Here is a 25,661-nt window from a genome sequence, read left to right as displayed (position 1 = left end):
GCTCAGCGCAGCTCGGTGTCCAACCAGTCCACGACGGCCTCCTGGTACTCCCGGGTATTGGTGGCCAGGTTCACGGAGTGCCCGGCACCGGGCAGGACGAAGGCGCGCAGCCGGGCGGCGGGGGCGAAGTAGGGCGCCTCGGAGGCGTGCAGGGTGGCGGTGTCGGTGCAGGCCGCGAAGCCCTGCCCGCAGGAGAGCCGGTCCAGCGACCCGTTGACCACCATGACCGGCACGTCGATGTCGTTCGACATGGGCGGCAGGGTTGAGGTGAGGCCGTCCGGGTACTCGGTGAGCGAGAAGACCTCCTTGGTCCGCTCGTCCTCGGCGAGCACCGCCGGGTCTGTGGTCTCGGGGCCGTAGAAGGCGGCGGCACGGGTGCCTGGACGGGTGGTGAGGTAGCCCTCGTCGTAGCCGCGGTCCGCGAAGACCGGGTCGCCCGATGCCGGGTGGTAGGACGAGATCACGCCCATGACCTGCGACACCTCGAGGGTGTGCGAGTAGCCGGTGAGCAGGACGGCGTCGACGTCGTGGTGCTGCGTCGCCTCCAGCACGGCGACGCCGGAGCTCAGCGAGTGCCCCGCGGTGACGACCTTGGCGTACGGCGCCGCGCCGTCGAGCCCGCGCCGCGCCGCCTGCACGATGTCGTGCAGTGCGTTCGCGCTGGCGGTGGCGGAGAGCGTGGTGCTGGGCGGCCGGGTGCTGGTGCCGTTGCCGAGCCGGTCCACGATCAGCGTCGCGTAGCCTGCGCGGTTCAGCGCCTGCCGGAAGTTGTAGGTCTCCGGCCGGTAGCCGAAGTCCCAGTAGCGGTGGTTGTAGTTGGAGCCCGCCATCATGACCACGACGGTGTCGGCGGCCTCCGGCGCGCAGAGGGTGGCGCCGAGTTGCCCGTTCGGCACCGGGAAGGAGAGCGCGCGGCACGTCGGGGCCGGCTGAGCGTGCGCGGTGTTCGGTATGAGCGCCGGTACCAGCGCGGCCACCGCCAGCAGTGCTCGGGCGGCCCACCTCCGTCCGTCCCGCGCGGAAATGCCTGCCGTACTGCCGATCCCGTTCATCACCGGCGACGCTAGCCCCGGCCGGTGCACCGCGCAAGGGTGGCAATGATGCTGCAACCCATCATGTTCCGCTGTGCTATGGCTTAGCCTGATCCGCGAGCGGAAGGATCGGGTGATGCAGAACGAGGCCATCAGGGCCGTGCATTTCGTCGGGAGTTTCCCGGCAGCGACCCCGGAAGAGGCCATGCGCGCAATGCTTTCCGCCGATGCGCTGCACACCCTCCCCACCGGCGAGACGCACCGCTACGAGTACTACATCCAGCCCGTGATCGAGGACCTGGTGCGGCAGGGCGCGCTCGAGGTCAAGCGTCAAGGCTCCTGGCAGTCGAGCAGGCAGCGCACCATCCACCGCCCGGCCCGCGGAACCTGGCTCACCGCCGATCGCATGGACCTCGGCTACCTCCGCGAGGCCGCGGCGGTGCTCCCGCTCTTCCACCGGCTCCGCGGTGACCGCGAGCTCGCGCTGCAGATCGGCATGCCCACCGATTTCACCCTCGCCTTCATCGCCGTCGGCCCCGGCGGGCTGCGCGCGAACCGGGCCGCCTTCACCGCCGCCACCGTGCGCGAGATCACCGCCATCCGGGAACTCGCGGGCGACGACGTGCTGATCCAGCTGGAGGCCACCGCCGAACTGGTCATCGCCGCCCGGCTGCAGCCTGCGCACCGCAGGGCCGACGCGGTGCTCGGGCTGAGCCGCGGGATCGCCGCGCTGGCCGCGGCGGCCCCCGCCGGTACCCGCTTCGGCGTCCACCTGTGCGTCGGCAGCTTGCACAACCGGGCCCGGGTGCGGCTGCATGACACCCGGCCGCTGGTCGACCTGGCCAATGCCGTGGCCGGGCAGTGGCCGGCGGGCAGGTCGCTGGAGTTCGTGCACGGCCCGCTCGCGGCGGGCGACGTCCCGCCGCCCGCCGACCCCGCCTTCTACGCCCCGCTGCGCGACCTCGCGCTCGGACCCGGCACCCGCTTCCACGCGGGCTTCGTGCACGACACCCCGTCCGCGGCCGAGCAGGAGCGGACGCTGCGCACCGTCGAGCAGGCACTGGGCCGCCGCGTCGACGCCGTCGCCTCGGCCTGCGGGCTCGGCCGGGTGCCGCGGGATGTGGCGGACCGGCTGGTGACCAGGGCCATCGCGCTGGCCGCCGCGGGCTAGACCCGGGCGATCCCGCCGAGCAGCACCAGCTTGGTCTCCGGCAGGTCGTCGCCGAGCCACTCCTGGATCGCCACCACCCCCGGCTCCAGCAGCTCGTATCCGTCGAAGAGCGCGCGCACCTTCGCCGTGGAGCGATAGGCGACCTGGGCCGGGCTACCGTCCGTGTCGTTCTGCGAGCGCTCGATGAACTCGCGGTTGCTCTCTTCGGCGCCGTGCGTGAAGACCACGAAGCTGCCCGGCGCCAACACCGCCCGCAGCTTGCGCAGGATCTCCGCCGGGTGCTCGTCGTCCATGACGAAGTGCAGCACCCCGACCAGCAGCACCCCGATCGGCCGGTCGAAGTCGAGCAGCTGCCGCTCGCGCACCCGCTCGACGATGTCGTCCACGTCGCGGACGTCGCCGAGCATGGCGGTCACGCCATCGACCCCGGTCAGGATGGCATTGCTGTGCACGAGCACGACCGGGTCGTTGTCGACCGCGACCACCGGGATCCCGGCGTCGTACTCGCGGGCCGTCTCGTGCACGTTCGGCGAGGTCGGCAGCCCGGCGCCGAGGTCGAGGAACTGCCGCACCCCCGCCTCGGCCGCGTGCCGCACCCCGCCCAGCAGGAACTGCCTGCTGAACCAGGCCAGCGTCCGGGTGTCCGGCGCGACCGCGAGCATGCGGTGCGCCACCCGCTGGTCGACCTCGTAGTTGTCCTTGCCGCCGAGGAGGTAGTCGAAGACCCGCGCCGAATTCGGCCGCGATGGATCGACCCCGGCCGGTGAGCGTTCGTGCTCCGCCATGGCGTGGTCCCTTTCCGTTCCGGGCCGATGGTAACAACTCGGACTTTCCCCGTGTGCAGGGGCGACGAGATTGTCCCGCAATGGTTTTGGTGCAGACGCTGCGGTTTGTCGGGTCGCAATGGCACATGCACGTGCACCGATGAATTCCCGGCGCCCGCCCCGTCCAGATTCGAAGGACCGTTTTTCACCCGACCAGTGAGGACACCATGAGTACGAACGCACTCCCACCCGTCGTCGACGCCGCGACCTGGCAGCGCGAACTCGCCGAGCTGCGCGTCCGGGAAAAGGCCGCGACCAGGGAACTCGACGCCATCGCTGCCCAGCGCAGGCGGCTGCCGATGGTCGAGCTGCCGGAGTACACGCTGGAGGGCGCCGACGGCCCGATCCGCCTGGCCGACGTCTTCGAGGGGAAATCCCAGCTCATCGTCTACAGCCACATGTGGTTCCCCGGCAAAGAATGGCAGTGCCCCGGCTGCACCGGCCTCACCTCGCAGTACACCCGGCTCGGGTTCCTGGACAACTACGACGCCCGGTTCGTGATCGTCACCCAGGGCCCGATCGACGAGGCGCTCGCCTACGCACGCAAGGTCGGCAACACGATGACCTGGTACTCCACCGCCAACAGCCCGTTCGGCACCGACGTCGGCGCCCCGCCGGAGGCAGGCTTCGCGGTCAACGTCTTCCTGCGCGACGGCGACACCGTCTACCGCACCTGGCACACCGACGGCCGCGGCACCGAGCAGCTCAGCCACACCTTCCCGCTCATCGACCTGCTCCCCTACGGCAGGCAGGAGGAGTGGCAGGACTCGCCTGCGGGGTGGCCGCAGTCGCCCACCTACAGCAAGTGGCCCGATTCCAAGGAGATCGCGGCGGCGTACGGGGAGTAGCTAGAGCAGCGGCGTGCTCTGCTTGGCGCTCTCCGCCCGCACCGCGTCCTCGAACCCGGTGTCGTGCTCCTCGCGGTAGAGCAGCCAGCAGCCGCGGATGCCGTCGAGCAGGTCCTCCAGCAGGTCCACGGCGGGGCGGGAGGGGTCGAGGCGGCAGATCCGGAATTCGTCGGTGAGCGCCGTCAGCCCCTCCTCGTCCAGCTCGTCGCCGCGCATCCGCCGCTCGATCGCCTCGGCGGCCTCGACGATGCGGGCCGGGTTGCGCACCCGGCCCTCGGCGGCGGCGAGCGCGTCGGCGATCAGGTCGACCACCACCTCGGTCGGGCTCTCGCCCGCGCACAGCCGCTCCAGCACCAGCGTCGGCGTCTCCACCTGCAGCGCCTCCAGGTTGTCCGCCTCGGCGACCACGTGCACCGGGTGCACGCTCGCCGCCTCCGCGGTGACCTGCGCCGCCAGGTGCAGCCAGCGCGCCGCCGCCACCGCCGCGGCCGCCGGATCGATATCGGTGAACAGGTCGATCGACCCCAGCGGATCGGTGTGCAGCAGCGCGTCCGCCGCGAACACCTGCACCGGCGAGATGTCCGCCCTGGACAGCTCCACCGCCTGCCGCGCCCGCCCCGACAGGTCGCCCAGCTCCGCCGCCTCGATCGCCGCCTGCTCGGTGCGCACCTCCGCCGCGAGCAGCTCGATCAGCTCCGCGTCGCCGATCAGGTGCGCCACCCGCCCGATCCGGTGCGCCGCCTCCTCCACCACGCTGTACGAGACCGCCATCAACCCGTCGTCATCGGGCAGATTCGGCCCCCGCACCGCCCCCTCCACCTCCGCGAACCGATTCCGCTCCTCGGCCCGGTGCCACGCCACGCTGTTCGGCACCTCGGAGTCGCCCGCCGCCGAGGCGGGGTGGGTATAGGTGCGCCACTGGTACTCGGAGAGTTTGGTCAGCGCCGCCGCCAGGACCAGGGCCACCTCGGGCTCCACGGTTTTCGGCAGGGTGGCGATGGTCTCGGCGGTGTCCCCCCTGCCGGTCCCCCAGCTCGCCACCAGTGCCCCCGACTTCGGCTCGTATGCGTACCGCGTCACGTAGACATTCTTACCCGTGTCGGACCCGCATAGCCGGAGCAGAGTCCTTCGCGCCGCCTCCCCGAGCAGCATCCGGCGTGTCTGCATTGGCGCGTCCCGGGCAGCATGTACATGATGTACACGATGTCCACAATGTCGCTGGGCCGACGATCTGAGGTGCTGATGACGACCATCGAACGGATCACGTCGGTGACCCGCTACAACTCCATGCACAGTGCGCGCGACAATTTCAGTCAGATGCTGACCGCGGCGGAGCAGGGAAACCTCGCCGTCGTCTCCCGAAAGGGCCAGGACTCGGCCCTGGTTCAAGTCGGCCGACTTCGCTCCCTGCTCGCCCAGATCATCCGTCAACACGAACCGCAGGTCGTCCGCGAGGACGGCAACTGGGTTGCCTACCTGCCCGGTCTGCCCCTGGCCGTCGAGGAAAGTGACTTCGACACAGCCATCGCGGCACTCATCGAGGCGATGCGTGAATACGCCGACGACTGGCAGGACCACCTGCATGCGGCACTCAACCACCGCCACAACGTGGATTTCGTCCAGTTCGTCGAGCTATCCACGGACGAGCAGCTGAAGGAGTGGCTGACGGCGGCCGAGCGGTGACGAGGTATCCGCCGGGCACCAAGAAGGCGCACAACACCTTCTGCCGCAACGACAATTGGACACAGGTCCGCAATGCCAAGGGCGGAGTCGTCGGCCACCACAGCACCTGGGAACTGCATTTGGCGGACGGCCGGATGCTCCGCACCAGAATTTCGCGGCCGATGGACAACACCACTTACGGCGCAAGGATGTGGTGCCAGATCCTGAAGGACCAACTCGAAGTCAACGAGGCGCAGTTCTGGGCGTGTGTGAAGGACGGCACGCGACCACCACGGGTCACCGGCGCCGTCACCATCCCGGACAAGGAACCCATCCCGCTCGGCGTCGCGGAGAAGTTGATGCGCCTGGTGGGTCTCGATCCGGACGAGATCGAGAAGCTGACGAAGGAGCAAGCCGTCGCTCGGCTCGACGCCTTCTGGGCCGAGCAGTGAGAAGAGGTCGCGCAGACAGCAGATCTGCGGAGTGAACGACGAAGGCCCGGTCCTGGTGGACCGGGCCTTGCTGTGGAGCTGCCGGGAATCGAACCCGGGTCCTCCGTCGTGTCTTCAGGACTTCTCCGTGTGCAGTCCGCTGTATCTCTACTCGGATCTCCCGGTCACGCGGACCAGCCGGGATGACGATCCCAGTCGCTGTTTGTGCTCCCGTACGACTCCGCGACCGAGCCGGACGGTAAGCCCTCTAGCTGATGCCGGCACCGGAGCCGAGGGCATGCCCTGGGCCGACAGAGACGCTATCGCTTAGGCAGCGAGGGCGTACTCGCGCTGATGAGAATCGGCGCTTAATTGGTTGCAGCGACGCTTACGGTGGTCTCTTGCCTGCACCGACACGCTTCCCCTGAATCAACGTACGCAGTCGAAACCGTTCAGCCCCGTACGCACCCGCGCTCTGCGGGCTAGTCATATTAACACTCTACCGGGTCAGCGCATTCCCTTTATCCGCCTGCCGAGGATGCGGGTGACCTCCCGCTCGGCGTCGCGTTTGGCCAGGTCCTGGCGCTTGTCGTAGTCCTGCTTGCCGCGGGCGAGGGCGAGCTCGACCTTCACCTTGCCGTCGGAGAAGTACATCGACAGCGGCACCAGGGTTTGGTTGCCCTCGCGGGACTTGCCGACGAGCCGCTCGATCTCCTTCTTGTGCAGCAGCAGCTTGCGGACGCGGCGCGGGGCGTGGTTGGTCCAGGTGCCGTGGCTGAACTCGGGGATGTGCAGCCCGCGCAGCCAGACCTCGCCGTTGTCGACCGTGGCGAAGGCGTCGACCAGCGAGGCCTTGCCCTCGCGCAGGCTCTTGACCTCGGTGCCGACCAGCGCGATCCCGGCCTCGTAGACATCGAGGATCGAGTAGTTGTGCCGCGCCTTGCGGTTGGTCGCGATGACCTTGCGCCCCTGTTCCTTCATGACGTCAACCTTAAAGGCGCACCGCAACGCGTTTGTTCCCGGTGGAGCTCAGCGCAGCATGATGTAGGCGGTCAGCAGGGCCGCGAAGGCGAGGACGAGCAGCACGGTGGAGACGCGCGGCCGGCCGAGCCGGGGTGGTGGGGGCCGCCGGGTGCCGAGCCAGGTGGTCTCGACCGGGTCGTGCGTACGCGGGGTGCGCGGGCCCGCGTCGGCACCGCCACCGCCGCCGCCGATGAGTTCGGGCGCGTCGTCATCGTCCGCCATGCGAGCACGGTAACCGGCGCGGGCTCTCGGCGCCGGATGTTCGCAGCGTGTCAGGCCAGGGCACCGCGGAATTCGGAGATCGCCGCGCCGGAGCCAGGATCGACTGTGACGACCTCCAATTCGATCCCGCCGCGGCGGAACTCCGCGACCATGAAGCCGAGCTGGTGCCTGGTGTCGAAGCGGGCCGGGTGGGCGCCCGCGCCGCCGGTGGGCAGGCCGGTCGCGGTCTTGGCGGCGGCGCCGCTGACCAGCTGGATCGTGCCGCGGGTTTCCGGGCTCGGCTCCAGCACCTGGAGGGTGTGGTCGTGGCCGGAGAAGAGCAGGTGGCAGCGGCCGAGGACGTGCTCGTCGAGGAAGCGGCGCACGTGCACGCCGTTCACCGGCTCCACGGTGAGCCCCTCGTAGTGGCCCGCGTCGCCGTGCGGGCCGTTGGACCAGAACGGCTGGTGCGTGCAGGCGACCTTCCACTGGGCGGGCGAATCGGCGAGCGCGCGGTCCAGCCAGGCGGCCTGTTCGACCATGAAGATGCCGGTGCCGGACCAGTACGGGTCGAGCGGGGGCAGGTAGGCGGCGGCGGGGTTGATGTCGAGCACGAAGAACTCGACCACCGGGTTCTGCTCCGGCACCCGCACCGAGTAGTACCGGCTCGGCATCCACCAGCGCGCGGAGAGCGCGTGGTAGGCGACCTCGTCGTTGCCGCGCAGCAGCCAGCCGCCGTCGCCGGGCAGGGCGGAGCTGTTGTCGTGGTTGCCGAGCACCATGAGCCAGGGGAAGTCGAGGCCGTGGTTGGGCTCCTCGAACTTGGTCGCGAACTGCACGTCGCCGGGGCCGCTGGGGCCGTGCTCGTAGATATTGTCGCCGAGGCCGAGCGCCAGGCCGAAGGGGGCGCGGGCGTGCGCGGCGCGGGCCGCGTCGGCGACCGCCCACTGGTTGGCGGTGCCGGTGCCCGCGTCGCCGGTGACCAGCACGCGCACCGCTTCGCCGGAGGGGAAGGGGTGCTTGGCGACCTCGGGCGCGACCGCCTGCGCGGGGGTGAGCCCGAGCAGCGGCACCCCCGCGACGGTGATCGCGGCGCCCGCCAGGAAACCGCGCCGATCCAGCACCATCACGCCTCCTCGGCGAGCGCGGCGAGCACCTGCTCGCCGTACTTGGCCAGCTTGTTCTCGCCGACGCCGCCGACGGCGCCGAGCTCGCTCAGGCTGCCCGGCTTGCGGGCGGCGATCTCGCGCAGGGTGGCGTCGTGGAAGACGACGTAGGCGGGGACGCCCTGCTCCTTGGCGGTGCTCGCGCGCCACTGCCGCAGCCGCTCGAAGACCGGGACGTCGGCGGCGGGGAGATCGGCGACGGCGGCCTTGGCGCCGCGGCTCGACCGGGCTGGCCTGGCCGCCCGCTCCGGCTCCCGGCGCATCGGCACCTGGCGGCCCGCGAAGAGCACCTCGCTGCCAGCCTCGGTGAGCGAGAGCACGCCGTAGTCGCCGCGCACCGCGAGCAGCCCCTGGGCGAGCAGCTGCCTGACCACGCCACGCCACTCGGTGTCGCGCAAGTCCGTGCCGATGCCGAAGACGCTGAGCTCGTGATGGTCGTACTGCAGCACCTTGGGGTTCTGCTTGCCGAGCAGGATGTCGATGATGTGCCCGGCGCCGTAGGACTGGCCGCGCTCGCGCTCGAGCCGCAGCACCGCGGAGAGCAGCTTCTGCGCGGCGACGGTGCCGTCCCAGGTCTCCGGCGGGGTGAGGCAGGTGTCGCAGTTGCCGCAGGCATCGCCGGGCTGGCCGAAGTAGGCGAGCAGCCGGGTGCGGCGGCAGCTCACCGTCTCGCAGAGCGCGAGCATGGCGTCCAGGTGCAGCTGCAGCTGCCTGCGGTGCGCGGCGTCGCCCTCGGAGCCCTCGATCAGCTTGCGCTGCTGCACCACGTCGCTCAGGCCGTAGACCATCCAGGCGGTGGAGGGCAGGCCGTCGCGGCCCGCGCGGCCGGTCTCCTGGTAGTACCCCTCCACCGATTTGGGCAGGTCGAGGTGGGCGACGAAGCGCACGTCCGGTTTGTCGATGCCCATGCCGAAGGCGATGGTGGCGACCACGATCAGCCCGTCCTCGCGCAGGAAGCGGGACTGGTTCTCGGCGCGGGTCCGGTTGTCCAGCCCGGCGTGGTAGGGCACCGCCGCGATGCCGTTCTGGTTCAGCATGGCGGCGGTCTTCTCCACCGAGTTCCTGGAGAGGCAGTAGACGATGCCCGCGTCGCCGGGGTGCTCGGCCTTGATGAAGTCGAGCAGCTGCTTGTCCGGGCGGTTCTTGGGCTCGATCCGGTACTGGATGTTGGGGCGGTCGAAGCCGGCGACGAACCGCCTCGCCCCGCCGAGTTCCAGCCGCTGGACGATCTCCTCGCGGGTCTTCTCGGTGGCGGTGGCGGTGAGCGCGATCCGCGGGATGTCCGGCCAGCGCTGGTGCAGCACCGAGAGTTCCAGGTAGTCGGGGCGGAAGTCGTGGCCCCACTGGGAGACGCAGTGCGCCTCGTCGATGGCGAAGAGCGCGATCTTGCCGCGGTCCAGCAGCCGGGCGGTGGACTCCAGCCGGAGCCGCTCCGGCGCCAGGTAGAGCAGGTCGAGCTCGCCCGCGACGAAGCGCCGCTCGACCTCGCGGCGCTCGTCCGGATTCTGCGAGGAGTTGAGGAAGCCCGCCTGCACGCCGAGCGCCGCCAGCGCGTCCACCTGGTCCTGCATGAGCGCGATCAGCGGGGAGATCACCAGCCCGGTGCCTGGCCGGACCAGCGCGGGCACCTGGTAGCAGAGCGACTTGCCGCCGCCGGTCGGCATGAGGACCAGCGCGTCACCGCCCGCCACCAGGTGCGAGACGATGGCGTGCTGCTCGCCGCGGAAGGCGTCGTAGCCGAAGACCCGGCGCAGCACTTCGTGCGCGGCGTCGTCGGTGCCGAGGTCGAGTTGGGCGGTGGCGGCGGGTGAATCCACGCGGCCATCCTACGAGTGCGCGGCGACAGCGAACAGCCGCGCAGGCCCGCCTGTGGATGGACCCCGGGTTGGGGACGAAACGGTCACTCCCGGACGTAGTAGCGCAGCGTCGCGTACGCCGTGATGCCCGCGAAGACGACGCCGACCGGCGCGATCACCAGCGCGGTGGTGGCGATGTCCTCGCCGGTGATCCGCGGGAACACCTTGCTGGCGAAGAGGTCGCCGAGCGCGCTGTCGATGACCAGCGGCCGCGCCACCACCAGCCCGAGCACCGCGAGCAGCGACCCCGCCAGCGCGGCGACCACCGCCTCCAGCAGGAACGGCAGCTGGGTGTACCAGCGGGTGGCGCCGACCAGCCGCATGATCCCGACCTCGGTGCGCCGGGTGAAGGCCGCGATCTGCACCATGTTGGCGATCAGCATGATCGCCGCGACGGCCTGCAGCACCGCGAGCCCGAAGGCGGCGTTGCGCAGCCCGTCGAACAGGCTGACCAGCCGGTCCACGATGTCCTTGTCGTTGCGCACGGTGCCGACGCCGGGGCGGATGGAGTACTCCTCCAGGATCCGCGGGTAGTTCGAAGCGTCGGTCATCTTCACCCGCAGCGAGGCGGGCAGCGGGGTCTCGCTCACGTACTGGGCCAGCTCGGGCTGGTCCTTGAAGGTCTTCTCCTTGGCCTCGCGGACCGCGTCCTCCCGGTTCAGGAACTGCACCGAGACCACGCCCGGCGTCGCCTTGAGGTCGGCCGCCAGGCCGCTGCAGAGCGGCTGCGAGCAGTCCGGGTCGGTGGCCGAGATCTCCTCGGTGAGGTAGAGCCGCACCTCCAGCCGGTCCAGGAAGTACTGCTCGGTCTTGTCCGCGATGCGGACCGCGAGCAGCCCGCCGCCGAGCATGGTGAGCGAGACCGCGGTGGTCAGGATCATGGCGAGGGTCATGGTGATGTTGCGGCGCAGCCCCTCGGAGACCTCGCCGAACAGGAAACTCAGCCGCATCAGTGACCAACCCCGTAGACGCCGATCGCGTCGTCGCGGACGAGTCGGCCGCGATCGAGCTCGACCACGCGCCTGCGCATGGCGTCCACGATGTTGTTGTCGTGCGTCGCCATCACCACGGTGGTGCCGATGCGGTTGATCCGCTCCAGCAGGTACATGATGTCGGCGCTGGTGTCCGGGTCCAGGTTGCCGGTCGGCTCGTCGGCGAGCAGCACCAGCGGCCGGTTGACGAAGGCGCGCGCGATGGCGACGCGCTGCTGCTCGCCGCCGGAGAGCTCGGAGGGCAGCCGGTCGGCCTTGCCGCCCAGCCCGACCATCTCCAGCACCTCGGGGACGGTGCGCTCGATGAACTCGCGGCGCTTGCCGATCACCTCCAGCGCGAAGGCGACGTTCTGCTGGACCGTCTTCTGCTGCAGCAGCCGGAAGTCCTGGAACACGCAGCCGATGCGCTGGCGCAACTTCGGCACCTTCCGGCCCGGTAACCGGTTCACCCGGAAGTCGGCGACCCGGATCTCGCCGTTTGTCGGCGTCTCCTCCTTGAGCAGCAGCCGCATGAAGGTCGACTTGCCGGAGCCGGAGGGGCCGATCACGAAGACGAATTCACCCTTGCCGATCTCGACGGTGACGTTGTCCAGCGCGGGCCGCGTCGACGTCTTGTACGACTTGGTGACGTTGCGCATGGTGATCACGGGGAGCCAGTCTAGCCAGGGCCCGGCCCGGTTCCCTGGACCCCGCTACGGCGCGGGGAGCGGGACACTGTCCACCACCGAGACCAGCGACGGCCACTCCGGGCCGGAGGTCGACGGCTCCGCGGGCTTGACGAACAGATACAGGACGAACGTGGCCAACCAGGCGGTGACCAGGATCGCCGTGGACTTACGTGGTCTCACTGATACCCTCCCGGCGCAGCGCCGCGGCGACCCGGACCCGCAGCTCGCGACCGACTTCGAATTGTTTGCCCGGCAGCGTGCGCGCCACCATGCGGATGTTCATCTGGTCGACGGTGAGATCCTCGACGCCCATCACCGATGGCTCGTCGAGCAGCAGCGGCTGCAGCTTGCTGTCCTGGTAGGCCCGGGTGCCCACCTCGTGCAGGATCTCGTTGACGCGGGTGATGTCGGCGCTGGCCGCCACCGGGACGTCGATCGCGGCCCGCGCCCAGTCCTTGGACAGGTTGGTGACCTTCACGATCTGCCCGTTCGGCACCGTGATCACCTCGCCGTCGGCGTTGCGCAGCGTGGTGATCCGGAGCGTGACGTCCTCGACCGTGCCCTCGGCCTGCTCGGCCGAGCCGGTCACCGAGATGCTCACCACGTCGCCGAAGCCGTACTGCCGCTCGGTGATCAGGAAGAACCCGGCCAGGATGTCCTGGACGATGCGCTGCGCGCCGAAGCCGAGCGCGGCGCCGAGCACCGCGGCGGGGGCGACCAGCCCGCCGACCGCGAAGCCGAGCCGCCCGAGCACCTCCATGCCGACCAGCACGTAGGCGACGGTGAGCACCACCCAGGTGACCACCTGGGCCAGCGCGTGCCGGTGCTTGGCCGCCTCGGAGCGCACCAGCGCGTCACTGCTGCGGAACCCCGCGTCGATCTTGCGCGTCACCCGATCCCGGATGTAGGTGGCGAACCGGCTGAACAGGATCGCCCCGAGGATCAGCAGCACGATCTCCAGCCCGCTGGAGCGTAGCCAGGCCGTGGTGTCCGCCGCGGGCGCCAGTGCCAGGGCCGTACCGAGCCCGTTCACCGCCACCACCTCCGAGATTCACCACTGTCCGGAACACGCACGCCGACCACATTACAACGATTCGGCCACGATCTCGGCCCGGGCGGGGAAACCCCGAAGAGGTTGCGCGGCAGGCTACCCGGACTGCGCGTCCGACATGCGCCAGCGGATGCCGGATTCGATGAAGGCGTCGATCTCGCCGTCCAGCACCGCGCTCGGGTTGTTCACCTCGTAGCTGGTGCGCAGGTCCTTGACCATCTGGTAGGGGTGCAGCACGTAGGAGCGCATCTGGTTGCCCCAGGAGGCGCCCTCGTTGGTCTTGAGCGCGTCCATCTCGGCGCGCTCCTCCTGCCGCTTGCGCTCCAGCAGCTTGGCCTGCAGCACGCGCATGGCCGAGATCTTGTTCTGCAGCTGCGACTTCTCGTTCTGGCAGGTCACCACGATGCCGGTGGGGATGTGGGTGAGCCGGACCGCCGAGTCGGTGGTGTTGACGCTCTGCCCGCCGGGGCCCGACGAGCGGTACACGTCCACCCGGATGTCGCCCTCGGGGATCTCGATGTGGTCGGTCGTCTCCACCACCGGCAACACCTCGACCTCGGCGAACGAGGTCTGGCGGCGGCCCTGGTTGTCGAACGGGCTGATCCGGACCAGCCGGTGCGTGCCCATCTCCACCGAGAGCGTGCCGTAGGCGTACGGCGTCTTCACCGCGAAGGTGGCGCTCTTGATCCCGGCCTCCTCCGCGTAGGAGGTGTCGTAGACCTCGACGCCGTACTTGTGCCGGTCGGCCCAGCGGATGTACATGCGCATGAGCATCTCGGCCCAGTCGGCGGCGTCGACGCCGCCCGCGCCGGCGCGGATGTTGACCAGCGCGTCGCGCTTGTCGTACTCGCCGGAGAGCAGGGTGCGCACCTCCATCGCCTCGATGTCGGCGTGCAGCGCGGTGCGCTCGGCGTCGGCGTCGGCGAGGGCGGCGGTGCGCGCCTCGCCCTCTTCCTCTTCGGCCAGCTCGTAGAGGACCGGCAGGTCCTCCAGCCGCTGCCGCAGCTCGGAGACGCGGCGCAGCTCGCTCTGCGCGTGCGAGAGCTCGCTGGTCACCTGCTGGGCGTGCTCCTGGTTGTTCCACAGGTCGGGATCGGCCGCCTGGTGCTCGAGCTCGTCGATGCGGCGGCGCAGTTCCTCGATGTCGAGGACCGACTCCACCGTTTTCAGGGTGGTGTCGAGTTCGGCCAGATCTGCGGAGACGTCGGGATGCACGGTGGTCAAGGTTACCGGGCGGGCAGTCGGCGCCCGAATTCAGGCGACTTCGCCGACGTCCGTGGCCGGGGCGAAGGCGGGGCGCAGCGAGCGGTAGCGGCGCCGCGCCTCGCGGCGGAGGGTCGAGGTCAGCTCGCTGGCGCCCGCGGCGCGCGATCCGGGCGCGCGCAGCATCGCGAGGATCGCGGCGCCGACGTCGCCGGGGTGCATCAGCTGGGTCGGGGTGCGGCGGTGGCTGTAGAGCCGCAGGTACTCCTCGATCCGTCCCTGGCGGGCCAGCACCCCGAGCAGGGCCGGGTACACGGCGGGGATCGCGCCCGCGCACCCGATGTCGGCGGCCATCCAGTAGAAGTCGGCGTACCGGCGGTCGCGGGAACGGCCCCAGGCGGCCAGTGCCCGGTCCAGCCGTTCCGCGCCGTGCTCGGGGAGCAGGTCGCCGACGATCGCGGCGACCTGCTGCGCCTGGGCGAACGCGTCGGCGATCCCCCGGCCGACGGCGGGGTCCTTGAAGTGGCCCGCATCGCCGATCAGCACCCAGCCGGGGCCCGCGGGCTCACGGAAGTACCCCTGGAAACCGGTGATTCCGTAGACCTTGTCGACCTGCCGCGCCTCGGTCAGGGCCTGCGCGATCGGCGCGCAGCCTGCCACGTGCGCGCGCACCGAGGCGCGCAGGTCGGCGCGGAAGTGCGCCCGCTCGTGGTGCTCCGGGGAGACGCCGACGAGGTAGCGGCCGTTGTCGGCGGGGCCGCCGAAGACGTGCCGGTCACCCCAGCGGTGGAAGACGAAGGTCGGCTGCTCCCACCGCGCGTTCTCGAAATAGGTGTAGTAGTACCAGCGCTCGTTGTCGGTGACGTTGTAGCGGCGCGCCCCGCACAGCGCGGCGACGGTGGACCGGCGCCCGTCCGCGCCGACCACCAGGCTCGCCTGCACCGTGCGCTCGGTGCGGCCGCAGCGCACCCGCACCCCGCCGACCCGACCGCCCGCGTCGCGCACGATGCCGGTCACCTCGGCGCCGAGCCGGAACCGGGCGCCCGCGGCCACGGCGCCGTCGGCCAGGAGCGGGTCGAGGACGTCGCGGCGGACCGCCACCGCGCCACCGACGTCGCCGGGTTCGAGCGGGTAGTCGATCACGGCGTGGAAGTCGTCCACCCGGCTGTCCACCCGGTTCATGAACGGCGCGCCGGTCGATCTGATCTTCTCGGTGAGCCCGACGCGGTCGAGGAAGGTGACGGCGTCGGTCTGCAGGACGTGGGAGGAGAGGGTGTTCCGCAGCGCCTTGGCCTGCTCCAGCACGAGTACGCGCAAGCCGCGTCCCGCCAGCAATGTCGCCAGCGCGGAGCCCGCGCAGCGCCCGCCGACGATCACGACGTCGTAGCGTTCCGACATGCGGGTGATCCTGCCGGTCGGGCGGGGAATGCGCGCGCCGACCGGTCGGTTGTCTAACGGCGCGCTCCCACGTCGACGAACCGCAGGGCATCGGCGGGGAGCCACCTGGCTACGGAAGGCGACAGTAATCGAAAAGCATTGTTGCCGAGCGCAGCTGATCGCACGGGCTCGTAGCCGCGGCAACGTCGGCCGAGCCGTACGGCAAACTCTCCGCGCAGTCATACGCGCACCCCGGGGATGTAGTCGAGATGACAGCTCGGATCACCCAGGAATCGCGCGCAACTCACCGCGGTGGCGGCCCGCGAGTTCGTCCAGCGCGGCGGTGGTGGACTCGTCGGCCGGGAGGTGGATGAACAGCCGCTGATCGTCGTCCGCGGGGAGATCGAGGGTTTCGTACCGCAGCCGGAGCGGACCTGCCTCGGCATGCACCACCCTGGTCGTGCCGTTTGCGGCGGGCAGGCTCGGCACCGTGGCGACCCGCCGCGTGAACTCCGCACCCGCGAGGATCTCGAGTTCGTCGGCGAGGGCCGCCGTCGCCGGATCCCGCCGGAAGGGCCCCTGCTTGAGCGCGGCGACCTGCTGGTCGGCGATGTGGTCCCAGTCCGGGTAGAAGGCGCGGGCTCGGGCGTCGCCGAAGACGAACAGGGCGAGGTTGGCGGTGGACGGGTCGTCGAGCAGGCCCGTCGGGGTCATCAGGCGGCGGTAGCCCGCGGTGTGGGCGAGGACGTCGCTGAGGCGGTTCACGACCACGGCGGCGGCCGGTTCCAGGTGGTCGAGGATCGCGCGGACGGCGGGGCGGACGGTGCGGACGGGTCCGGCGCCGCCCATGCAGTTGAAGCCCGGGTGACCGGCCTTGGTCAGCCGATACAGGTGGATGCGCTCGCTCGGCGCGAGTTGCAGGACGTCGGCGATGGCAGCGAGCACCGACGGCGAAGGGTGGCGATCGCGGCCCTGTTCGAGCCGGACGATGTATTCGACACTGACCCCAGCGAGGGGTCAGTTACACACTCCTACTCGTAGGCTGGAGTTATGACATCGAGAACGACCCGGACCGAGCCGGAGTGGCTGACCGAAATCAATGCGGCCCTTGCTGATTCGGCTTCCGGGGTGGACCCGTCGGAGTGGGTGTACGGGTACGTGCGCATCTCTCGCGATGAGAAGGACCGCGCGGAGGGTGTGCAGTTGCAGGCCAAGGCCCAGCTCACCTACGCCGAGCGCAAGGGGCTGGCATTGGCACGGATTCTGTGTGACAACGACCTGTCGGGAGCCGACACCGACCGGCCGGGGCTGCGCGAAGTGCTGCGGCTGGTGACGACCGGCCCGGCCAAGACCGTGCTTGCTCGCGATGTGGCGCGGCTGACCCGTGACTACGACCTCGGCGCGGAGTTGATGAAGCTGGGCCGGGACCGGGGCGTGCGGCTGATGCTGGTCAAGGACACCGATCCCGATCTGACCACCGGCGCGGGGCGCAAGAGCTTCATGGTGAAGGTCGCCGAGTCGGTGGAGTACCGGGAGACCAACACCGAGAACCTGTTGGACCGGATGAGCGAGGAAGCCGCCAAGGGAGTCAGCCAGGGCGGTTCGCGCCGGTTCGGCTACGGCAAGGTCGTCGGCCGTCATCCGCTCACCGGCGCCGAGGTAGTCGATCGCGACGCGCTGCGGGAGGCGGAGGTGGCGGTGCTGCGCGAGGGCGGGACGCGGATCATCAACGGGGAATCGCAGACGAGTTTGGTCACCGATTGGCACCGGCGCGGGATCACGACCGCGCAGGGCAAGGCGTGGCGGGTGGGCAAGCTCGGCAAGACGCTGACGTTGGAGGCGTATGTGGCCTACGACCTCGGCGAGCACACCGACGCGCACGGGCGTCGCTGCCCGTGCCTGGACAACCCGGAGGGCAACGGCATCCGGGTCCACGCCCGCACCGGCACCCGGCACCGCGCGCAGTGGCCCGCGATCTTCACCCGCGCCGAGCACGACGCCATCGCGGCCGGGTTGCGCGCGCACAGCCGCGCCAAGGACCCCACCAAGCCCCGCCAGCGCAACGGTGAGTACTGGCTGACGGGTTTGGTCGAGTGCGCCGGTACGCGGCCCGAGGGGATGCAGCGTGCGGGGCAGGTGTGCGGGGCGCGGATGATCGGGTCGTTGCTGGGGCGCAAGCGCGCGGACGGCGTGACCCAGCAGCGCCGGTATGTGTGTCGCCGCAAGGACGCGCGCAAGGTGGAGTGCGGGTGCGGGCGGGTCTACCGCGACGCCGACGCGCTCGAGATGTACGTGGCCGAACAGGTGATCGCGGTCTACGAGGACCCGAAGATCCTCGCCCGCCTCGAGCGCGGCAACGATAACGCCGAGCAGATCGCAGCATTGCAGCGCCGCATCGAGACCACCGCGGGCAATCTCGACGCCGAGGCCGACCGCCGCGCGGAGCTGCTGTCGGGCGCCGAAGGCGACGAAGACGAGTTGCGGGTGATCGAACGCACCATCACCGCGCTCAAGGCCGCGTTGAAGAAGCTGCGCGCCGAGCAGGACTCGCTGCGCAGCGATCGGGCGTTGGCGATGCTGGCCGATCTGGGCTCGAGCCCCGGCGAGCTGCGCAAGGCATGGGCATCCAAGGGATCGCGCTGGCGCCACGACGCCGCTGCCCGCGTGATCGAGAAGGTGATCGTGCGTCCCGCCAGGATCTACGCCACGTCGTGGCGCGACCAGAACGGGCGGGTGTATCGGCGCTTCGACACCTCTGCGGTCGAGATCGTGTGGAGACAGCTCTGACCCGCTCACACCCCGCCGTCACCGCCGTCACCGCCGGGACTGTCGGGGTCCAGAGTCGAGAGCGCGTCGCGCAGGAACAGCGCCAAGGATTCGATGACGGCCGGATTGTCGATGTTGGGCGACAAGCCCTGACGTGCCCGGCTCTCGGCCACCAAGCGGCGGGTCGCCTCACTGGTCGGACCGACCCATCCCGGCGCGGCGGCGCGGCTCGCGCCGGTGGCCGGTGGCCGCTGCGGCGCGGCCCGGTCCTCGGTCGCATTCACCGCCTCATCGGGCGGTGCGACCGCTCGGCCCTCACCACCGGGCGGCGGCTCGAGAGTTGCTTGCCTTCGCGCGTCCGCGTGGGCACGGCGGGTGGCCTCGTCCCCGCTGGCGCGTGAGCCTGTTCTTCGGTTGTCGGACAAGTCGGTACTTCCTTCGATCAAGTACCCGAACTCACCGGCCCGCAGATTCTCCCTCGGCCCCACCGATTGTGCCCGATCTTGTAACCACCCGCCCCGATCCGGGCTGTGGCTCGCTCATGTCCGGCTGTCGCCGCCGGGACCGTCCTGCTCGAGGGTCGCCAGCGCGTTGCGCACGAACAGCGCGAGCGATTCGATGACGGCCGGGTTGTCGATGTTCGGCGACAGCCCCTGACGTGCCCGGCTTTCGGCGACCAGGCGGCGGGTCGCCTCGCTGGTCGGCCCGATCACGTTCGCCGCAGCGCCGGAGCCGGTGCCGGTGCGCGGGTCCGGCGGCGGCGGTGCCGCTGCGGGCGGTCCGGTACGCGCCTGATCGGGCAGTGCTGCCGGGCCGGAGTCCGCGCCCGGTGACGGTGTGGCGGGGGCAGCCGCTCGCACCTGCGCGTCACCGTGGGCGCGTCGCGCCGCCTCGGACTGGCCGGACCGGCCGGTGCGGGATCGCGTTCTTCTACTGGTGGACATGGGTGATCGACATCCCTTCGCTGATGTCAGTCCCCACTAACCGCCAACCACTGTGCCCGAACTCGCGAAAGCGTGCCAGATCCGGCGTGCACGCACGATGCGCGACCCCGCCCGTATCGCGGCGCGCGCCGATGGCGGCCGACGCCGCCGGGCCGCTCCGGCACCGCTACCGGTTCCCGATCCGTGACCCGCATCCATCCGAATCCACCGCCCCCACACCCCGCCCCATCCTCTCCCCACCGCTCACGCCTTCACCCCCGCAGCTTCCTCCCCTCTCCACACCTCCCCCTCATACCCCCTACCGGTATATCCCGATCCCCTCACAAGCAGACATCTTGCATCTCGGGTGTGTCCGGCCACGAATTGTGCCTGGTCGCGCTATGTTCAGGGTTTTCTTACTTGAATTACGAAGTGTAGTAGGCGCTTCATGGAGGCATGGTCGCGACCATGCACAAGGTCGCCGCAGGCAACGGCTACGAGTACTACCTGCGCAACACCGCCGCCAACGACACCACGGCGCGCGGGCGGTCCTCGCTGTCGGAGTACTACGCCGAGCACGGCGAGGCTCCCGGAACCTGGAGTGGTTCCGGGCTTGCCGCGCTCGGCCTGACCGAGGGTGCGGAGATCACCGAAGACCAAATGCGGAACCTGTTCGGCACCGGCATCCACCCCGACGCCGACCGCATCCGCACACAGGCCGCCGCCGAGCACCTCGCGGCCGGGGTGCCGCCCGCCCAGGCCGCCAAGCTCGCGGACAAGGCCGCCGATCTGGGCAACCGGTACGCGGTCTACACCTCGAAATCCGGGTACCGCGCAGCGACCGCACAGGCGTACCGGGACTACAGCACCGAGCGCGGCGAGTGCGTCACCGCCCACATCCCCGACGAGACACGCGCACAGATCCGCACCACCGTGGCGACCGAGATGTTCACCGCGGAACTGGGGCGCGCACCGCTGGACCCGCGCGAGCTGTCGGGATGGGTCGCCAAGAACTCGCGCCCGGACCGCACCGCCGTGGCCGGATTCGACTTCACGTTCAGCCCCGTCAAATCCGTCTCCGCGCTGTGGGCCATCGCCGGACCCGAGTTGGCCGCGCAGATCGAGACCGCGCACCGCGCCGCGATCGGCGACGCGCTCGGCTGGCTCGAAGACAACGCGCTGTTCACCCGGCTCGGGCGCAACGGCGTGCGCCAGATCGACGTACAAGGCTCTATTACGGCCAGTTTCGACCACCGAGACTCCCGCGCCGGTGACCCCGACCTGCACACCCACGTCCTGATCGCCAACCGCGTCCGCACCGAGGACGGGAAGTGGCGCACTATCGACGGCGCGGTCATCCATCAGGCCGTGGTCACGGTGTCCGAAATCTACGACACCCGCCTGGAACACCACCTCGAAACCGCGCTCGGCGTGCAGTTCTACACCCGCCCCGGCCGCCACCCCGACAAGGTACGCGTCCGCGAGATAGCCGGTGTACCGCTGGCGTTGATCGAGCGGTGGTCGCGGCGCGGGGCCGCGATCACCGACCGCCTCGACACCCTCACCGCCGCCTGGCAGACCACATTCGGGCGCGAACCCACCCCCGACGAAGTCCACAAACTCGCCCAGCGCGCCACCCTCGAAACACGCCCCGGCAAGCACGCACCCGGCTCCCGCACCGAGCAGCGCGCCGACTGGCTCGCCCAAGCCGAAGAACTGATAGGCGGCCGGGCAGGTGTCGATGATGTCGTGGCGCGCGTGCTCTCGCCCGCACCTGTCGCGCGTCCGGTGCCGGATCACGCGTTCATCACCCACGTAGCCGATCAGGCGTTGGCGGCGGTGTCGGGCAAGCGCGCGACGTGGCGGGCATTCAACCTGCGCGCCGAGGTTGAGCGCCAGCTACGCGGCACCGTCGCCCCCGAGCACTGGGCTCACGTCGCCGCTGCGGTGGTGGAGCAGGCGTTGTCCCCCGCGTCGGCGGTGGCGCGGGGTGATCCCGATATCGCCGCTGAGCCGGATCTGCGTGCGGTGCCGGCGTGGTTGCGCCGCCGCGACGGCACCCCCGTCCACACGCGCGCCAACGCCCAGATCTACACCACCGAATCGACCCTGGCCGCCGAAGCCGAGCTGATCGCGCTCGCCGTCGAGCCCGGCGGAGCCGTCCTGGACCCCGAAACGGTCGCCCGCGCCGTCACCGCCTACAACCGCGCCCACCCCGGCCAAGCCCTTAACGCTGGTCAGGTCCGGGTGATCGAGTCCTTCGCCACGGCCGGGATGCGCGTGCACAGCGCCAACGCGCCAGCAGGCACCGGCAAGACCACCGCCATGCACGTCCTCGCGACCGCGTGGACCGACGAGGGCGGAACGGTGCTGGGGCTGGCGCCCACGGCCGCCGCAGCAGCCGGGCTCGGCGAATCCATCCGCGCCCGCGCCGAAACCGTCGACAAGCTCCTGCACGTCCTGGACACCCACCAGCCGGGCAACGTCGTCACCGCGGACTTTCCGCCGAATCTGCCGCAATGGGTGCTCGACATCGACGCGACCACGTTGGTGATCGTCGATGAACACGTCACCGTCCCCACCGCGAAACGCCTGCGGATGCTGCGCTACCTGGCCGGGCGCGGTGCCACCGTCCGCTGCATCGGCGACGACCGGCAGCTCTCCGCGATCGACGCCGGGGGCGTGGAGGCCGACATGGCCCACGCTTCACCGCAGCAGACGCCCGAACTCAGCGAGGTGGTGCGCTTCGCCCGACGCGGGGAAGCGCTCGCATCGAAGCGGCTGCGCGAGGGTGACCCGACCGCGCTGGCCTGGTACCTCGACAACGGACGCATCCACGCAGGGCACCTCGGCACCGTCTACGACGACACCTACCGCGCCTGGGCCGCCGACACCGCCGCCGGAGCGGACGCGGTCATGCTCGCCCCTACTCACGACATCGCCGCCGCGCTCAACCTGCGCGCCCGCGCCGACCGGCTCGCCCGCACCGGAGCACCGACCGGCGGGCCGGTCGTGGTCCTCGGTGACGGGTCGCAAGCGTCGGCCGGAGACACCGTGCGCACCCGCCGCAACGACCCCCGCCTACGCCTGCGTGACAACGACTGGGTCCGCAACGGCTACACCTGGACTGTCCGCGAGGTCCACCCCGACCAGACCGTGACCCTGGCGCGGCGTGTGCACGGCCGCGACACCGGAACACTTGTGCACCTTCCAGGTGAGTACGTGCGCGAGCACCTGGCCCTCGGCTATGCCACCACCATCGACTCCGCCCAGGGCATCACCACCGACACCTGCCACGTCGCCCTGTCCGGGCGCGAATCTCGCCAGCAGCTCTACGTGGCGATGACCCGCGGCCGCCACGCCAACCACGCCTACATCGCCACCGCCCTCGACGGCGACGAAGGCGACATCTACACCCTGCCCGGCCACCACCCCCGCACCGCCGTCGAACACCTCCAACACGTCCTCGACCGCGACGCCACCCGCCCCTCCGCGCACACCGAACTCCGCGACGCCCTCGACCCCGCCCGCCGCATCGGCCGAGCCGTCGACACCTACCTCGACACCCTCGGACTCACCGCCGAAAACGCGCTCGGCACTACACAACTCGTGGCGATCGACCGCACCGCTGACCGCCTTGTTCCGGGATTGACCGACAGCCCCGCCTATCCGGTGCTGCGCCAGCACCTCGCCATGCTCGCCCTTACTGGTGCCGACCCGATGACCGAGCTACGCGCCGCCGTGACCGCCCGCGAACTCGACACCGCCGACGATCCCGCCGCCGTGCTGGACTGGCGGCTCGACCCCACCCGCCGCCATGCCACCGGCCCCGGCCCACTGCCCTGGACACCCGGACTGCCCGCCGCCGCCACCGCGACCGGCCCCGACCTCACCGCGCCCGTGCAGGCGCGGGAACGAATCGTGACCGAGCTCGCCCGCCAGATCACCGACACCGCCCACACCTGGACCCACTCCACCGCCCCCGACTGGGCACGACCACTACTCGGCACCAGCCCCGACCTGCTGGCCGACCTCGCCATCTGGCGAGCCGGGCTCCACATCCCCGACACCGACCACCGCCCCACCGGCCCAGCCCGGCCCCTCACCGCGGAACGCGACTACCAACAACAACTCGAACACCGGATCGCGGAGACCGGCGACGACACCGAGCTGCCGCAGCACCGGTGGGCCGCCACCGTGGACCGGATCGACCCCCGCATCAGCACCGACCTCACCTGGCCGCTGATCGCCACCCGCCTCGACGCCGCCGCTGCGGCCGGGCTCGACATCGAACACCAGCTCACCCAGGCCGGCCAGGCACGACCACTCCCCGACGAAATGCCCGCCGCCGCCCTCTGGGCACGCCTGGAAATCGACCACGCCGATGCCCCACGCCCCGACTCTGCCACCAGCCGCGACAACACCCCCACACCCGACCCGGAACCGCCGACCACCACCGAGCCCGCCCCGCAGCCAGAGCCGGAACCGGACCCCATCGGACTCGTCATCTCCGACGCCATCGACGCCGCCGCCCTCGGCAACTACGCCGATTACGACCCCCCGCCCTACGACGACGGCGACGAGTTCAGCCCCTACCCCTACACCGACCCCGGGCCCGATACAAGCCACGGAATCGACTGGTAAAGACCCATTGGTGGTCGTTGCTCAGGGGTCCCGGCACGCTGGGCACGCTCGTGCTGTTTGGGTGCACCTGCGTCCGCCAATCTCGTCTGCAAGAATCCGTGGACATGGGCGAGACGAACGCGGGACTTGTTGTCTGGGACGTGGACGGCACTCTGATTCCTGCGGATCTACGGTGGTTGAGGCGGGCTGTGGCCCGCACTTACTACCTGGATGAGTCGGCGGTCGTGTTTCCCGCGTCGCGCGTTCACGGCTATACCGACGAGTCGATCGTCATCGATACGGCTATCGCCTCCGGAGTCGCCGAGGCGACGGCGGAGCAAGGTTTCGGTCGCTACGCCGACGTGCTCATGGATGTCATGGCCCAGGGCGAGGCGGAGTTTGCTCGTGATCAGGCCGCCTACCCCGGCGCTGCCGACACCATCGCCGCGCTTGCCGAGAAGGGCTATGTCCAGACCGTCCTCACCGGCAACCTGCGGGTATCAGCCGAATTCAAGCTCAGAGTCTCGGGTCTCGCCGCAGACCTCAATCTGGACCTCGGTGCGTTCGGTTCGGATGCGCGCGAGCGGTTCGATCTGCCCGCTTTCGTCGCCGACCGATTTCAGGCACGGTTCGGATATCCGCTCGACCCGGCACGGACCGTGATCATCGGCGACGCGCCGAACGACATCGCGACCGCACGTCACGCAGGCTTCGGGGTCGTCGCAGTAGCGCACAGACTGCCAGCCGACGAGCTGGCGCAGCATTCACCCGACGCAATCGTCAGTCGTCTGGAACCCGACGCGGTCGCGCAGGCGATCCGGGCAGCGATGGAGTCGATCAAGAGTCGTTGATGCTGGCGACCCGTTCCCGCATCGCGAGCACAGGCCGTTCATCCTGCCACGGGGCCAACCGTTCGATCGCTCTCTGCGCCCGTTCGATTCCACGGTGATTGCCCATGGTCGCTAGCGCATCGTAGGTATCAGCGAGGATCCGGCAACCCTCTTCCAGCTCGCCGGACAACGCATAGGCGCTGGCGAGGTCCACCCGTGCGGCGAGATCGACATTCGGGCTGTCTCGTCGGGGGGCGTCCAACGCTTCGGTCAGTGCAGCGATTGCCCGCTTCGGTTGGCCGAGCAGCAGTTGGCACGTACCGACGTAGACCTGGATACGTGTCGTGGTCCAATCGCTGAACAACCCCGTCAGATTGGTCTCATCGACATCCTCGGCGGCTCGCTGGGCGCGGTGAAGCGCGTTCTCGCATTCTTCTCGTAGTTCCAGCACCGCATAGGCTTGTGCTTGCTCAGCTCCGATGCGTGCTCGTGCCGCAGGTGGCAGGAAGTCGGAGACTGTGGCCGCCTCTTTCAAGAGTCGGAGCCCGATCACGACATCGCCATCGGAACCGATCAACGTCGCAGCATCGGAGCGCAGGTTGCTTTCGAATATCCGCGCGACCGCGCCCATAGTCCTGTCCTGTAGCCGATCCGACAGCTTGCGGGCGAAGGCGCAATGCGTCAGCGCCATCGACCGATCACCGATCGCGCTCCACACACGGCTCGCCACAATGGAGGTCTCGCCCAGCAAGGCCCCGGCATGGCGCTTCGTGCGTTCGTCCGTCGCAGCGCGAAACAGGGCTGATACGGCATCTCGATGTGCCTCGATTGGGCCGATCAGGGCATGAGGAGCGATGCTTTGACGCTGACCCGCCAGTAGATCGGTGATGGCGGCGAAGCTATCCAGGGACTTCTCCGCTTGAGGTTCCCCCGGTTCTCTGGAGGGCTCAGCATGGTCCGATAGGACCAGGAAGGAGCCCCGTATGGCAGCACCGAAGAAGTACCCCGACGAGCT

General features: G+C 70.1%; 24 protein-coding genes, 1 other RNA gene and 1 pseudogene. 7 read left to right on the top strand and 19 right to left on the bottom strand.

Annotated features, from left to right (window positions below):
• Positions 1–2: 2 nt before the first annotated feature.
• A complete protein-coding gene (locus ACFUUZ_RS13440) occupies positions 3–1,052 on the bottom strand; it encodes an alpha/beta hydrolase (protein WP_378695758.1) in 1,050 nt (349 codons plus the stop codon).
• A gap of 115 nt (positions 1,053–1,167) precedes the next feature.
• Between ACFUUZ_RS13440 and ACFUUZ_RS13435 the strand changes: the two genes are divergently transcribed.
• Positions 1,168–2,202, top strand: coding sequence for a hypothetical protein (locus ACFUUZ_RS13435; RefSeq protein WP_378695756.1), 1,035 nt, complete (start codon positions 1,168–1,170; stop codon positions 2,200–2,202).
• Here ACFUUZ_RS13435 and ACFUUZ_RS13430 read toward each other — a convergent pair.
• Positions 2,199–2,987, bottom strand: coding sequence for an SAM-dependent methyltransferase (locus ACFUUZ_RS13430; protein ID WP_378695754.1), 789 nt, complete (start codon positions 2,985–2,987; stop codon positions 2,199–2,201). The genes ACFUUZ_RS13435 and ACFUUZ_RS13430 overlap by 4 nt on opposite strands.
• A gap of 206 nt (positions 2,988–3,193) precedes the next feature.
• Between ACFUUZ_RS13430 and ACFUUZ_RS13425 the strand changes: the two genes are divergently transcribed.
• Positions 3,194–3,874 (top strand): DUF899 domain-containing protein, encoded by a 681-nt coding sequence (locus ACFUUZ_RS13425; RefSeq protein ID WP_378695752.1) that lies wholly within the window; start codon positions 3,194–3,196, stop codon positions 3,872–3,874.
• Here the strand turns inward: ACFUUZ_RS13425 and ACFUUZ_RS13420 are convergent, their stop codons facing one another.
• Complete coding sequence (locus ACFUUZ_RS13420; protein ID WP_378695750.1) at positions 3,875–4,954, bottom strand: hypothetical protein; 1,080 nt, start codon at positions 4,952–4,954, stop codon at positions 3,875–3,877. It lies immediately after the preceding gene.
• 162 nt (positions 4,955–5,116) lie between these two features.
• On the opposite strand from ACFUUZ_RS13420, the gene ACFUUZ_RS13415 reads away from it, so the two are divergent.
• Together ACFUUZ_RS13415 and ACFUUZ_RS13410 are read left to right on the top strand one after the other, a co-directional pair.
• The gene (locus ACFUUZ_RS13415; RefSeq protein ID WP_378695747.1) at positions 5,117–5,557 is read left to right on the top strand and encodes a prevent-host-death protein; all 441 of its coding nucleotides are present in this window, start codon (positions 5,117–5,119) and stop codon (positions 5,555–5,557) included.
• Positions 5,533–5,988, top strand: a complete 456-nt coding sequence (locus tag ACFUUZ_RS13410; protein ID WP_378695745.1) for a cytotoxic translational repressor of toxin-antitoxin stability system — start codon at positions 5,533–5,535, stop codon at positions 5,986–5,988. Before ACFUUZ_RS13415 ends, ACFUUZ_RS13410 begins: the two co-directional genes overlap by 25 nt.
• Positions 5,989–6,058: 70 nt before the next feature.
• Here the strand turns inward: ACFUUZ_RS13410 and ssrA are convergent.
• From ssrA to ACFUUZ_RS13345, 13 genes and pseudogenes are all read right to left on the bottom strand, one after another.
• Positions 6,059–6,427, bottom strand: a transfer-messenger RNA (tmRNA) gene (gene ssrA, locus ACFUUZ_RS13405).
• A 47-nt stretch (positions 6,428–6,474) separates the two neighbouring features.
• Positions 6,475–6,948, bottom strand: coding sequence for an SsrA-binding protein SmpB (gene smpB / locus ACFUUZ_RS13400; protein ID WP_378695743.1), 474 nt, complete (start codon positions 6,946–6,948; stop codon positions 6,475–6,477).
• Between the two features lie 48 nt (positions 6,949–6,996).
• Entirely contained in the window at positions 6,997–7,212 is a 216-nt protein-coding gene (locus tag ACFUUZ_RS13395; protein WP_378695741.1) for a hypothetical protein, read from the bottom strand.
• A 50-nt stretch (positions 7,213–7,262) separates the two neighbouring features.
• A complete protein-coding gene (locus ACFUUZ_RS13390) occupies positions 7,263–8,318 on the bottom strand; it encodes a metallophosphoesterase (RefSeq protein WP_378695739.1) in 1,056 nt (351 codons plus the stop codon).
• Entirely contained in the window at positions 8,318–10,174 is a 1,857-nt protein-coding gene (recQ, locus tag ACFUUZ_RS13385) for a DNA helicase RecQ (RefSeq protein ID WP_378695737.1), read from the bottom strand. Before recQ ends, ACFUUZ_RS13390 begins: the two co-directional genes overlap by 1 nt.
• Positions 10,175–10,257: 83 nt before the next feature.
• Positions 10,258–11,163 carry a permease-like cell division protein FtsX gene (gene ftsX, locus ACFUUZ_RS13380; protein WP_378695735.1) on the bottom strand — a complete coding sequence of 302 codons (906 nt, stop codon included), beginning with the start codon at positions 11,161–11,163 and terminating at the stop codon, positions 10,258–10,260.
• Complete coding sequence (ftsE, locus tag ACFUUZ_RS13375; RefSeq protein ID WP_378695733.1) at positions 11,163–11,852, bottom strand: cell division ATP-binding protein FtsE; 690 nt, start codon at positions 11,850–11,852, stop codon at positions 11,163–11,165. The genes ftsX and ftsE overlap by 1 nt, the downstream gene beginning before the upstream one ends.
• 45 nt (positions 11,853–11,897) lie before the next feature.
• The gene (locus ACFUUZ_RS13370) at positions 11,898–12,053 is read right to left on the bottom strand and encodes a hypothetical protein (protein ID WP_378695731.1); all 156 of its coding nucleotides are present in this window, start codon (positions 12,051–12,053) and stop codon (positions 11,898–11,900) included.
• Entirely contained in the window at positions 12,040–12,906 is an 867-nt protein-coding gene (locus ACFUUZ_RS13365; RefSeq protein WP_378695729.1) for a mechanosensitive ion channel family protein, read from the bottom strand. Before ACFUUZ_RS13365 ends, ACFUUZ_RS13370 begins: the two co-directional genes overlap by 14 nt.
• A gap of 114 nt (positions 12,907–13,020) precedes the next feature.
• Positions 13,021–14,139: a peptide chain release factor 2 gene (gene prfB / locus ACFUUZ_RS13360; RefSeq protein WP_378695727.1), complete on the bottom strand. Its 1,119-nt coding sequence runs from the start codon at positions 14,137–14,139 to the stop codon at positions 13,021–13,023.
• 39 nt (positions 14,140–14,178) lie between these two features.
• Positions 14,179–15,525, bottom strand: coding sequence for an NAD(P)/FAD-dependent oxidoreductase (locus ACFUUZ_RS13355; RefSeq protein ID WP_378695725.1), 1,347 nt, complete (start codon positions 15,523–15,525; stop codon positions 14,179–14,181).
• A gap of 261 nt (positions 15,526–15,786) precedes the next feature.
• Positions 15,787–16,353, bottom strand: coding sequence for a transcriptional regulator (locus tag ACFUUZ_RS13350; RefSeq protein ID WP_378695894.1), 567 nt, complete (start codon positions 16,351–16,353; stop codon positions 15,787–15,789).
• A gap of 54 nt (positions 16,354–16,407) precedes the next feature.
• Positions 16,408–16,506 (bottom strand): annotated as a pseudogene (locus ACFUUZ_RS13345) (helix-turn-helix domain-containing protein); the annotation flags it as partial.
• Positions 16,507–16,554: 48 nt separating this feature from the next.
• Between ACFUUZ_RS13345 and ACFUUZ_RS13340 the strand changes: the two are divergent.
• Entirely contained in the window at positions 16,555–18,291 is a 1,737-nt protein-coding gene (locus ACFUUZ_RS13340; protein ID WP_378695723.1) for a recombinase family protein, read from the top strand.
• A gap of 5 nt (positions 18,292–18,296) precedes the next feature.
• Here ACFUUZ_RS13340 and ACFUUZ_RS13335 read toward each other — a convergent pair whose 3' ends face one another.
• Positions 18,297–18,554: a hypothetical protein gene (locus tag ACFUUZ_RS13335; RefSeq protein WP_378695720.1), complete on the bottom strand. Its 258-nt coding sequence runs from the start codon at positions 18,552–18,554 to the stop codon at positions 18,297–18,299.
• Positions 18,555–18,809: 255 nt separating this feature from the next.
• Positions 18,810–18,983 (bottom strand): hypothetical protein, encoded by a 174-nt coding sequence (locus ACFUUZ_RS13330; protein ID WP_378695718.1) that lies wholly within the window; start codon positions 18,981–18,983, stop codon positions 18,810–18,812.
• Positions 18,984–19,649: 666 nt separating this feature from the next.
• On the opposite strand from ACFUUZ_RS13330, the gene mobF reads away from it, so the two are divergent.
• Both mobF and ACFUUZ_RS13320 read left to right on the top strand, forming a co-directional pair.
• Entirely contained in the window at positions 19,650–23,837 is a 4,188-nt protein-coding gene (gene mobF / locus ACFUUZ_RS13325; protein WP_378695716.1) for a MobF family relaxase, read from the top strand.
• Positions 23,838–23,941: 104 nt separating this feature from the next.
• Positions 23,942–24,667 carry an HAD family hydrolase gene (locus ACFUUZ_RS13320; protein ID WP_378695714.1) on the top strand — a complete coding sequence of 242 codons (726 nt, stop codon included), beginning with the start codon at positions 23,942–23,944 and terminating at the stop codon, positions 24,665–24,667.
• Here ACFUUZ_RS13320 and ACFUUZ_RS13315 read toward each other — a convergent pair.
• On the bottom strand, positions 24,654–25,661 hold a 1,008-nt coding region (locus ACFUUZ_RS13315; protein WP_378695712.1), incomplete at its 5' end, for a hypothetical protein. The two genes, ACFUUZ_RS13320 and ACFUUZ_RS13315, sit on opposite strands and share 14 nt — an antisense overlap.

The organism is Nocardia sp. NPDC057353 (assembly GCF_042667085.1).
Classification (GTDB): domain Bacteria; phylum Actinomycetota; class Actinomycetes; order Mycobacteriales; family Mycobacteriaceae; genus Nocardia.
Note: the sequence above shows the minus strand (reverse complement) of the source record. Positions and strands in the feature narration are given on the sequence as shown.

Excerpts from the sequence above, each read along its gene's own strand:
- ACFUUZ_RS13320 (WP_378695714.1), top strand. The coding sequence starts at position 23,942 with ATGGGCGAGACGAACGCGGGACTTGTTGTCTGGGACGTGGACGGCACT.
- ACFUUZ_RS13355 (WP_378695725.1), bottom strand. The coding sequence starts at position 15,525 with ATGTCGGAACGCTACGACGTCGTGATCGTCGGCGGGCGCTGCGCGGGC.
- ACFUUZ_RS13430 (WP_378695754.1), bottom strand. The coding sequence starts at position 2,987 with ATGGCGGAGCACGAACGCTCACCGGCCGGGGTCGATCCATCGCGGCCG.
- ACFUUZ_RS13395 (WP_378695741.1), bottom strand. The coding sequence starts at position 7,212 with ATGGCGGACGATGACGACGCGCCCGAACTCATCGGCGGCGGCGGTGGC.
- ftsX (WP_378695735.1), bottom strand. The coding sequence starts at position 11,163 with ATGCGGCTGAGTTTCCTGTTCGGCGAGGTCTCCGAGGGGCTGCGCCGC.
- ACFUUZ_RS13340 (WP_378695723.1), top strand. The coding sequence starts at position 16,555 with ATGACATCGAGAACGACCCGGACCGAGCCGGAGTGGCTGACCGAAATC.
- smpB (WP_378695743.1), bottom strand. The coding sequence starts at position 6,948 with ATGAAGGAACAGGGGCGCAAGGTCATCGCGACCAACCGCAAGGCGCGG.
- ACFUUZ_RS13435 (WP_378695756.1), top strand. The coding sequence starts at position 1,168 with ATGCAGAACGAGGCCATCAGGGCCGTGCATTTCGTCGGGAGTTTCCCG.
- ACFUUZ_RS13390 (WP_378695739.1), bottom strand. The coding sequence starts at position 8,318 with ATGGTGCTGGATCGGCGCGGTTTCCTGGCGGGCGCCGCGATCACCGTC.
- ACFUUZ_RS13350 (WP_378695894.1), bottom strand. The coding sequence starts at position 16,353 with ATGGGCGGCGCCGGACCCGTCCGCACCGTCCGCCCCGCCGTCCGCGCG.
- ACFUUZ_RS13440 (WP_378695758.1), bottom strand. The coding sequence starts at position 1,052 with ATGAACGGGATCGGCAGTACGGCAGGCATTTCCGCGCGGGACGGACGG.
- mobF (WP_378695716.1), top strand. The coding sequence starts at position 19,650 with ATGGTCGCGACCATGCACAAGGTCGCCGCAGGCAACGGCTACGAGTAC.
- ACFUUZ_RS13415 (WP_378695747.1), top strand. The coding sequence starts at position 5,117 with ATGACGACCATCGAACGGATCACGTCGGTGACCCGCTACAACTCCATG.
- ACFUUZ_RS13425 (WP_378695752.1), top strand. The coding sequence starts at position 3,194 with ATGAGTACGAACGCACTCCCACCCGTCGTCGACGCCGCGACCTGGCAG.